Raw genomic sequence first — 9,633 nt, 5'->3', positions numbered from 1 at the left:
CTTTTAGATGGCAAAAATGATGATAATCAAGATCAGTCATCACCTTATGACAGAAGCTTTCACAAGCCTCTTGATACATCTCATACCGTTATGAATGATAGTGTTCCTTTTTAAACAGAAGGCGGTGTTGTGAAAAAAAACAAAAGGGGACGCCCTAAAATAGCAGGGCAGCTAAGAGAAGCCAATGGTCGTATATCACGTGCAAAATACCCCCGTGAAGCCGTCGATCTATTGGCAATAGAGATACGTGCAAAGCGCTTCGGTTTAACGCTACAGGAGGCAAAAAATCCGCTCTCTGGTACCTATATCGGGCGGCTTTGTTTGCAAGGCGTGCTTACACAAGAGCAATATGATGCCGCGCAACAGTACCTACAGATAAGAAACGATTACCTTTGTGCAAAAGGCTTGCCTAATGCAATTTATGACGAAATGCCATCATCTTCTGATGATAAGGCAAGAGACAAATGGGTATCGTTTGCAACAGAGCAGTTTATAAATATGCAAGAGGCACTAAAAGAAGCACAATGCCTTTATAGACAGTATAATCTTCATGCTGCGCTACAGTACCTCGTTATAGAAGATCAAATACTACCACACCTTGTGAATTCATTACGTGTTGCTCTTAATGCGCTTCAGAAGTACTTTTCAAAAAAGTAGATGTGAAAGATATATATATATCCATATATATATGGTATTGCAATAATAACTAAGGCGGTCATTATTGCAAATAAAAACGCAGAAATCTTTAATCTAAATCGCCAGAGTATGTTAATCGGAAGAGACATGATGGTGATTATTATGAAGCCTATTACAAACCATTCTATTCTATTGTTTTTATTAAAATAACGTCTTAGTATACGAAGATAGTTGTTTGCCTCTATAGAAATTATTCTAAATGGACCTGTAGAGATTTCTTTAGGGATGTCGTTATAAATATAATCCAACATTCCTTCTGAAATACAAGTAATAAAAGAGGACCGTTTTTGTAGATCACGAAAAACGGCAATTTGCCCCTTTGGGCATGGAGATTCCGAAGAAACATGTTTTGTTAATGGTTGACTACTTACATGACTAGTGAATAAGATACTTATTATTCCGAATAAGGCAATTTTCTTTAAATACGATAATAACATTAGATTTTATCTTGTTTTTCATTGTAGCATCTTCGCTTCATACAGATTCGTTTTAAAAATATCAATATGTGTTATTTTTATGTTGACAAAGTGTAGCAAATCGTATTTAATGACATTGCTGTACTTAGGCGTATTGTGTCTAGAGAGGGAAATGTACAGTTCAAAATCCCCGCAAATGCGGGGTTTTTTATTATCTGGAGGGTGTATTTTATGACATCACAAAATACAGAACAGATTTCTCAAACAAAGAAAAAATATAAACCCCCTAAGGCAGGAATGGGGCGTGTCAAAGGTGTACCGAATAAGAATACACGCCTTTTGAAAGAGGCTATTCTTAAAGCTGCTGAATTGGCAGGCAATAAGTATGGCAAGGAAGGACTAATCTCTTACCTCGAAAAGCAGGCAATAAGATGCCCTGCGGCTTATTTAGCGTTGCTTGGGAAGATCTTGCCCTTGCAAGTGACGGGGGAAGATGGGGGCGCGATTAAGATCATAGGGCGTGTAGAAATTGCTCCTTTAACAATGAATGACGACAAGACAGATTAAGATTGTACCAAAACTCATTCCTATTTTTGCAGGAGACGCTTTGGTACGAGCAGCTTGGGGTGGACGAGGGTCTGGAAAGACAAGATCATTTGCCTTGATGGCTGCTTTAAAAGGCTATCAATTTGGTATGCAGGGGATATCAGGGACCATTCTTTGTGCACGTCAGTTTCAAAATTCGCTAGCAGAGAGTTCATTGGAGGAGATTAAGCGCGCCATTGAAGCCCATGATTTTTTAAGGGACTATTACAAGGTTGGAGAGTCGTCGATTAAGTCGATAGATGGTCGTATAGCCTTTCAGTTTTCTGGTCTGGACCGGAATATTGCGAGTATTAAATCGATGGGGCGCATTTTGCTCTGCTGGGTTGATGAGGCAGAGCCGGTGACAGAGACGGCTTGGCAAACGCTTATACCGACTTTGCGTGAAGAGGGTGAGGGGTGGAGAGCAGAGTTATGGGTGACATGGAACCCGTTGCGTGAGAATGCCCCCGTTGAGAAGCGGTTTCGCTTTTCAGACAATGAAGCCATTAAGCGTGTAGAGATCAACTGGTCAGACAACCCGAAGTTTCCGAAAATCTTGAATGAAGCGCGGCTTGATGATCTGAGAAACCGCCCCGAGACTTATAAGCATATCTGGGAAGGGGCTTATCTTACAGCGGTTCAAGGTGCTTATTATCAAAAGGAAATGTTGGCAGCCGAGCAAGAGGGGCGGATAGGGCGTGTTGCTCGTGATCCTTTAATGCAGATACGCGCCTTTTGGGATATTGGGGGAACAGGAGCCAAGGCAGATGCCACGGCGATATGGATAGCGCAATTTGTTGGTAGAGAGATCAGAGTGCTTGATTATTATGAAGCACAGGGGCAACCGTTATCCGAGCACATAGGTTGGTTACGTCAGAATGGCTATGAGAAGGCATTGATGGTTCTCCCCCATGATGGGGCAACCAGAGACCGTGTGCACAATGTGAGTTTTGAGAGTGCTTTAAATGATGCGGGCTTTGAAACGCAAGTCATTCCTAATCAAGGGGCAGGTGCTGTTAAGATGCGAATAGAGGCAGTGCGACGGATTTTACCTTCAGTATGGTTTAACGAAGAGACAACCGTAGCGGGTCGCAAGGCACTGAATTGGTATCATGAGAAATGGGATGAGAAGCGTAATATTGGTTTAGGCGCCGAGCATGATTGGTCCAGTCATGGTGCAGATGCCTTTGGCTTGATGTGTGTGGGGTATGAACAGCCGATGCAGAAACAGAAGAGACCAGCTTATAGCGGTAGAGAAACTTATGAGAGCACGTCATGGATGGCAGAATAATGCATGATGAAGAGCATTTAGAGAAAGAAAGTAACGCATCAGATCTGTCAACAGAAGGTTTGTTTCGTAAGCTTGTCAGCTGGTACAAAGAAGATGTTGAGCATGTGAACAAATGGCGCGAACATGCAAGAGAGGATTTTCGATTTTACAATGGTGATCAGTGGAATGAGGCTGATTTAGCGGCGTTAAAAGAGCAACGCCGCCCCGTTATGACGTTTAACCGTATTGCTCCGCTTGTGAATGCTGTTGTGGGTTCAGAGAGAAATAACAAGCGCGAAGTGCAGTTTATTCCCCGTCAAGTAGGGAAGGCATTGCCTAGTGAATTGCTTACAGGAGCAGCGGAATGGTTTCGCGACATGGCACATGCAGAATACGCTGATAGTGATGCTTTCCAAGATGCCGTTATCTGCGGCATGGGGTGGACTGATACCCGCCTTGATTATGAAAACAGTCTTGATGGTGAACCGGTAATTACGCGTTTAGACCCACTGAAAATGGTCTGGGATAGTGCGGCAGTGCAACCGAATTTAACCGATGCACAACGCATGTGGTATGTAGACCGCAAGCCCTTGGAAGTAGCCAAGCAGATGTTTCCAAAATCTCATTGGACAGAGCTGAGTGCGGATTGGGCGCGTGATGGGGTTGCTTATGAGGGCATTCATCATAATGATCTTGAAGCTTATAATGATGAGAAGGGCATTGATGTTGAAAACGGTCGACGGATGATCACACTTGTTGAATGCCGTTGGTTTGAAAGCGAGCGATATTACAAAGCGCCCGATTTAAGCACTGGAGAACTTCGTGATTATAGCGAGGAAGAATTTAAGCAGCTCCAGTGCATGATGCCCGATATCCAAGGGGCCGCTTTCAATAAAAAGGTTGTTAAACGCGCCTTTTTAGGCAGGAAATTGCTTGAATGCCCCGATCAACCTTTGGTTCCAGCGGGTCAATTGGGTTGGGAGTGTATAACAGGGTATTTTGACAAGATAGAACGGCAATTTTATGGGGTTGTGCGCCCGACAAAAGATCCACAACGATGGGCGAATAAATATTTTAGTCAAGTGATGCACATTCTCAATAGCCAATCCAAAGGCGGGATAATGGCAGAGAGGGGCGCATTTGAAGATGAGAGAGAAGCTGTAAAGAGTTGGAGCAGGGTTGATAGTATTACGGTTTTAAAAAATGGTGCTTTGGCTGGTGGTAAAATACAACCAAAACCCGTAGCGCAATTTCCAGCAGGCTTTTTCCAACTGTTTAATGAAGCCAAGGAAGCGATTAATCAAGTTACGGGTTTATCGCCTGAGTTTATTGGGACGAGAGAAGTCTCACAAGCAGGGATTTTAGAGGCACAACGGCGTCAATCCAGTCTTAACTTGCTAGCTTGTCTGTTTGATGGTTTGCGTTTGTATCGCAAAAGGCAGGGTAAGATTATTTTGCACTTGATACAGAATTACTTGTCCGATGGTCGTTTGGTGAGGATATCTGGTGAAGAGAATGCGCAATATATTCCCTTGACGCGTGAAGCGGTGATGAGTGTAGATTACGATATTGTGGTGGATGATGCGCCAACCAGCCCGAATGAGAAAGAGCGGACCTTTGGCATTATCACGCAATTATTACCGTTGCTTCAAAATGCCGTAACACCGGATATTATGCTTGATTTGCTTCGTTACTCACCCTTGCCTGCGTCATTACTCAATCGTGTGAGTGAGAAGATGCAACAGCAGCAAATGGCACAACAAGCTCAGCAACAGCAGATGGATCCCGAACAAGAAATGAAGTTGCAAGAAAAGCAGCAGGATATGGTGACTAAAAGCCAGATGCAACAGATGGATTTGCAACAAAAGCAGATTGAATTGTTCATGCGTCAGAAGAGAGCGGAATTGGAAGCCGAAATGATGCAACAGAGGCATGACATTGAACGTCAGAAGCTTCTCAATGAACAAGCACACAATCAGATTATGCGAGAGAGAATAGCATTGCACAGAGGCATGCATATTTGAGAGAGGTGAAAGAATGAATGCAGAAATGAACGAAGCTATGAATGAAGATTACAGGGTTGGTGCACCGGTATTTGATGATGAGAGCTCTTTTGAGAGTGATTACGAGGTCGAAAACGTTGAGAGTAACGATGTCACACCTCCAGAACCGGTTGCAGAGCCCGTTGACAAGCCTTCAGAAATCGTTCCTATAGATCGGCAACATGCAGAACAACAAGCTCAACAAGCCCGTGAAGCGCTTGTCAAGTTTTATGAATCTCAAGCCCAGCCACCAATGGTTGAAGGAGAAGGCGGACCTCCAGATCCTACACAAGACATTATTGGCTACATGGGTTGGATGGGCAAAAAGCTTCAAGAGCAAGATGCGTATATTAGGGCACAGAAAGAGGCGCTAAGACAAGCTGAGGAACAGCAACAGCATGATATGCGTCTTGGTCTGTTTTTCAATAATTCTGTTAAGACGTTTCAAGATAAATCCAGTGATTTTGATGCAGCAGCAAATTTTCTTTATGAGACGCGTGCGAAGGAATTGAGGTCTTGGTCGTCACTTTATCCTGAGTGTGCAGATCAAAACATAATAGATGCGATTATAAGAGATCAATTGCATGCGCTTGTAGCGACTTGTGCACAAAGAGATCTCAATCCGGCAGAAGAGATTTATAGGATAGCACAAAATCTTGGTTATCAGAACCAAGGGATGCAAGCGAATAATCAAGTTGCAGCACTTCAAAGCCGTCAGAATTCTGCGAGAACCTTAACGGCATCTGGTGGAGGAGGCATGACAGGTCCTATGACAAAAGACACCCTTGCCAATATGTCAGAGAAAGAATTCAACGCATGGATCTCCAATCCGAAAAATGAAGCCCGTTTTTATGAAATAATGGGTGCAGACCCTGATTAGGCAATCAGTTTTACAACATAATCCGCCTTGATGCGGGTTTTCCACCGGCTTTAAGCCGGTTTTTTTTACAGCAAAGAAAGGTGAAATCAATGGCAACAACACATATAGGAACCCATGATCCGCAATCGGTGAAATTGTGGTCACAGAAATTAAGCAATGAAGTTTTGAAAGCAACGAAAATTGCCCCTCTTATTGGCAAAAGTTCGAACAGCATTATCCAGCTTTACAACGAAACCCATAAGAGTGCAGGGGATAGTGTTACGTTCAGTTTGCTAGTCAATCTGTTTGGAGATGGTGTCACGCAAGGCGAAACCTTAGAAGGCAATGAAGAAGCGCTTCAATTTATGAATGATCGGTTGGTGATTAACGAGCTTTTACATGCGGCGCGTGTTGCCAATGATGACTCGATTGATCAACAGAGAATCCTCCCGAATTTACGTAAGAAAGCGAAAGAAGGCTTGGTTCGCTGGTATGCCAATCGTTTAAGCATCATGTTCTTTCTTCAGGTATGTGGTTATACAGCCCGTACGATCAGTGTTGATGGTCGAGAAGTGTACATTAAACCGGTTCATTATGGCTTTAATGAAATCATGGCACCAAGCAGTGAACGGATTATCCGCCCCGATGGGAAAACCAAAGATGAAGATCTTAATGATAAAGCCAAACATAGCTTTAGTTTGAAGCTTATTGATGAAGCGGTTAAACAAGCCAAACTTGCCAATCCGCAAATTTCTCCCGTCCATGTTAACGGTGATGATGTTTACGTTCTCTATTTGCACCCAACACAAGTGATGCAATTGCGTACCAATACAGCCGCTGGTGAGTGGTTAGATATCCAAAAATCTGTTTATGCGACTTCTCGTGCAAAGAACCCAATCTTTGATGGTTCTCTTGGAATGTATAATGGTGTTGTTTTACGCGAAGCTATTCATGTTACCCATGGTGTTAACTCGACAAATAATACAGCGGTAAAAAGTGTGCGTCGTGCGGTGTTCTTAGGAGCGCAGAGTGCGATTATAGGTTTTGGGAAAAATCATAGTGCAACAAATTACACCCTCAAAGAAGAATATTTTGATTATGAACGTGAATTTGGTGTTGCCGCCAAGACTTTGATAGGAATGAAGAAAACTCGTTTCCAAATGCCCAATAGTGCACAAACAGCGCAAGATTTTGGAACGATTGTTATTCCTACCTACAGCGGTGAAGCAGCAGCGTAATCATTAAGGAGGAAAACAAGACATGGCAGATCAATTACCCCCTCCATTACAGGGCAGAAATCTACATACCCAACAGGTAAGTTTCTTACGTTTGAATATCTTACATAAAGAGAAACATCTCACAGAAAAAATCGGGATATTACCCCGTGGTGCTTTAATTACCTCGATAAAAGCGTTTGTGAAGACAGCGTTTTCTGAGACGAAATTGAAGATTGGCAGCACCTATGGCGGCAATGAGTTTGGCGAAAAAGATATCAAAGCCCAAAATACGCAAGATTTTACACCAACAGATCAAAAGGTTTTTACTCCAGAGGATAAAGAAATGACCCTTTATGCAACACGAGATAAAACCACTGATGCTGGTGAGTGTGTTGTGGTCGTGCAATTTGTGACAAATCATTGAGGGGATAAGACATGGCAGATTATTTACCACAGCCCTTGCAAGGGAGAAATCTTCATACGCAGCAGGTAAGCTTTTTGCGTCTTAATTTTAGCTATGAAGATAAAGAAAAGGTGATGAAGATAGGCACCCTCCCTCGTGGTGCTTTGATTACTTCAATTAAAGTGTATGTCAAGACAGCATTTTCGGACACGAAGGTTAAAATAGGCAGTACTGCTGGAGGAACTGAATTTGGTGAAGCAGAAATCAAACAGCAGGCAGTCAAAGAAGTTAAGCCTAGCAATCAAAAGGAATTTGTCCCTTATGATGAAGAACTTACTCTCTATGCTAAAGCTGATAAGACAGTCCAAGCAGGTCAAGCAAGTATAGTCGTTGAATTTGTGACCAATTGTTAAGAGAAGTCTGATGACGCGTCATTATATTCGGGTTAAGACGGGGGGACCGATACCTGTAAAGCGAGATGTTTATCGTCATAGAAGAACGCTTTCGCACTTGGTGTCGGTTATCCAAGATGAGATTGATGACATCACGGATGAGTATGTAGCGCAAATCCAAGAAAGTATTTTTGCTGCTATTCGTTTTTGTGAGAGGGAAAGTTTTTACTTTAACGAAAGCCGTGATGTGGTGTTTGAGACACGGGCGGGACAAGGTGTTTATGATGCAAGCGCTACCCGCCCTATTGAAACAGCTGTTAAAATAAAAAACGTTTATCTAAGCTCTGATCAACATCATAAGTTTGCATTGGAGTGTAAGGACCATGTTTCTTTAGAGCCTTTGTTATCATCAGAGCAGCAAGGAACGCCGGTTTGTTACAGTTATTTTGATAGGAAATTACATCTTTATCCCACGCCGGATAAAGCCTATCAGATTCAACTCATTCTCTCTCCATTGCGTTTATCAGAGATAGATAGTGTCGATGAGGAGCACCCATGGTTTGTGCACGCGTTTGATTTGATTAAGGCGCGTGCAAAATACGAACTTTACAAGAATATCTTGAAAGATCCCGATTGTGCAACGGCAGCTTACAATGACTTTAACGAACAGTTGCATGAATTGCGTGCAGAGACGTCTCAACGTCATAACGTCACTCGAATAATTCCGACGGATTTCTAATATGGTTTATTTTCCAATCGCTGATTACAGACCAGATGTTGCGGTTGTCAACGGCAGTTTTACGGATATGCTTGTGAATGTTTTACCGGCTGATGGCTGTTACATTCCGATGCCTAATGCAATGGTAGTGTCTCATGCTTTAGAAGAAAAGCCGTTGGGGTGCATAGCCTTTAGAAGTGGCAATGGTGTTAAGATAATCGTAGGAGGAGCCAAAAAGCTTTACAGTTATGATAGTCAAACCAAGGGTTGGAAAGACATAAGCCAAAGTGGTGTGACCTATCAAGCAAATGAAGAGAATAAATGGTCGTTTGCATTATTTGGTGAAACTATTATTGCGGTGAATAAAAATGATAAACCACAAGTCTTTAATACTCATAGCTCTGAACGGTTTGAAGATTTAGGAGGCAATCCCCCGAAAGCAGGATTGGTGAAGGTTTGGGGTGATTTTGTTTGTTTGATGCAATTAACAGATCATCCCAATCGCATCCATTGGTCGGGTTTGAATGATGCAACTCATTGGACGGTAGGTGATAAAGATTGTTATTATCATAATTTTAATGATGGAGAATATGTTCAAGGGGCAACGGAATCGAGCAATCCCCTCGTTTTTTTGCGTTCTGCTATTTATGCTGGTTGTTTTACGCTAGGCTCTAAAGTCCCCTTTATTTTTCAAAAGCTTCAAGACAAGCGTGGATCCCGCAGTGCAGCCTCTATAGCTTGTCGAGGGAGTGATGCTTTTTTTGCGAGTGATGGTGGCTTTTATCAGATCAGTGCTGATGGTCAACTTTTGCCGATAGGCTTTGAGAAGGTTGATAGAACGGTTTTTAAAACCTTTGATAAGTTTGCTCTTGATGAGATGCAAGGGGTTATAGACCCCATTGATAACCGGATTTACTGGTCCTTAAAAAGAGGTAATAACGAGCAAACGACCTTTGTCTATGATTGGGGATTGCAGAAATGGTCGACGCTACAGGGAAAACCTTTCACGTTGTTTCCAGTATTTACGACAGGTTA

General features: G+C 42.6%; 10 protein-coding genes and 1 pseudogene. All 11 read left to right on the top strand.

What is annotated here, in order from left to right; translation table 11 throughout:
* Positions 1–114 (top strand): annotated as a pseudogene (locus tag ACFIN0_RS09085) (single-stranded DNA-binding protein); the annotation flags it as partial.
* 15 nt (positions 115–129) lie between these two features.
* On the top strand, positions 130–657 hold the full coding sequence (locus tag ACFIN0_RS09080) for a hypothetical protein (RefSeq protein ID WP_375702381.1): 528 nt from the start codon (positions 130–132) through the stop codon (positions 655–657).
* Positions 658–1,343: 686 nt separating this feature from the next.
* Positions 1,344–1,679 (top strand): hypothetical protein, encoded by a 336-nt coding sequence (locus tag ACFIN0_RS09075; protein WP_375610989.1) that lies wholly within the window; start codon positions 1,344–1,346, stop codon positions 1,677–1,679.
* Positions 1,660–2,988 carry a PBSX family phage terminase large subunit gene (locus ACFIN0_RS09070; protein ID WP_375702380.1) on the top strand — a complete coding sequence of 443 codons (1,329 nt, stop codon included), beginning with the start codon at positions 1,660–1,662 and terminating at the stop codon, positions 2,986–2,988. Before ACFIN0_RS09075 ends, ACFIN0_RS09070 begins: the two co-directional genes overlap by 20 nt.
* Positions 2,973–4,991 (top strand): portal protein, encoded by a 2,019-nt coding sequence (locus ACFIN0_RS09065; RefSeq protein WP_375702379.1) that lies wholly within the window; start codon positions 2,973–2,975, stop codon positions 4,989–4,991. The genes ACFIN0_RS09070 and ACFIN0_RS09065 overlap by 16 nt, the downstream gene beginning before the upstream one ends.
* Before the next feature lie 13 nt (positions 4,992–5,004).
* A complete protein-coding gene (locus ACFIN0_RS09060; protein WP_375702378.1) occupies positions 5,005–5,889 on the top strand; it encodes a hypothetical protein in 885 nt (294 codons plus the stop codon).
* An 89-nt stretch (positions 5,890–5,978) separates the two neighbouring features.
* Positions 5,979–7,106, top strand: a complete 1,128-nt coding sequence (locus ACFIN0_RS09055) for a N4-gp56 family major capsid protein (protein ID WP_375617006.1) — start codon at positions 5,979–5,981, stop codon at positions 7,104–7,106.
* Between the two features lie 22 nt (positions 7,107–7,128).
* The gene (locus ACFIN0_RS09050; protein ID WP_375689637.1) at positions 7,129–7,509 is read left to right on the top strand and encodes a hypothetical protein; all 381 of its coding nucleotides are present in this window, start codon (positions 7,129–7,131) and stop codon (positions 7,507–7,509) included.
* Between the two features lie 11 nt (positions 7,510–7,520).
* The gene (locus ACFIN0_RS09045) at positions 7,521–7,901 is read left to right on the top strand and encodes a hypothetical protein (protein ID WP_375609772.1); all 381 of its coding nucleotides are present in this window, start codon (positions 7,521–7,523) and stop codon (positions 7,899–7,901) included.
* A 10-nt stretch (positions 7,902–7,911) separates the two neighbouring features.
* Positions 7,912–8,619 carry a hypothetical protein gene (locus ACFIN0_RS09040; protein WP_375702377.1) on the top strand — a complete coding sequence of 236 codons (708 nt, stop codon included), beginning with the start codon at positions 7,912–7,914 and terminating at the stop codon, positions 8,617–8,619.
* 1 nt (position 8,620) lies between these two features.
* The coding region (locus ACFIN0_RS09035) for a hypothetical protein (RefSeq protein WP_375702376.1) at positions 8,621–9,633 on the top strand (1,013 nt) is incomplete at its 3' end.

The sequence above is a fragment of the Bartonella sp. AA89HNZF genome (genome assembly GCF_042196905.1).
Classification (GTDB): Bacteria; Pseudomonadota; Alphaproteobacteria; order Rhizobiales; family Rhizobiaceae; genus Bartonella.
Note: the sequence above shows the minus strand (reverse complement) of the source record. Positions and strands in the feature narration are given on the sequence as shown.

Coding starts and splice junctions, on each gene's coding strand:
- ACFIN0_RS09075 (WP_375610989.1), top strand. CDS start 1,344: ATGACATCACAAAATACAGAACAGATTTCTCAAACAAAGAAAAAATAT.
- ACFIN0_RS09070 (WP_375702380.1), top strand. CDS start 1,660: ATGACGACAAGACAGATTAAGATTGTACCAAAACTCATTCCTATTTTT.
- ACFIN0_RS09065 (WP_375702379.1), top strand. CDS start 2,973: ATGGATGGCAGAATAATGCATGATGAAGAGCATTTAGAGAAAGAAAGT.
- ACFIN0_RS09060 (WP_375702378.1), top strand. CDS start 5,005: ATGAATGCAGAAATGAACGAAGCTATGAATGAAGATTACAGGGTTGGT.
- ACFIN0_RS09055 (WP_375617006.1), top strand. CDS start 5,979: ATGGCAACAACACATATAGGAACCCATGATCCGCAATCGGTGAAATTG.
- ACFIN0_RS09050 (WP_375689637.1), top strand. CDS start 7,129: ATGGCAGATCAATTACCCCCTCCATTACAGGGCAGAAATCTACATACC.
- ACFIN0_RS09045 (WP_375609772.1), top strand. CDS start 7,521: ATGGCAGATTATTTACCACAGCCCTTGCAAGGGAGAAATCTTCATACG.
- ACFIN0_RS09040 (WP_375702377.1), top strand. CDS start 7,912: ATGACGCGTCATTATATTCGGGTTAAGACGGGGGGACCGATACCTGTA.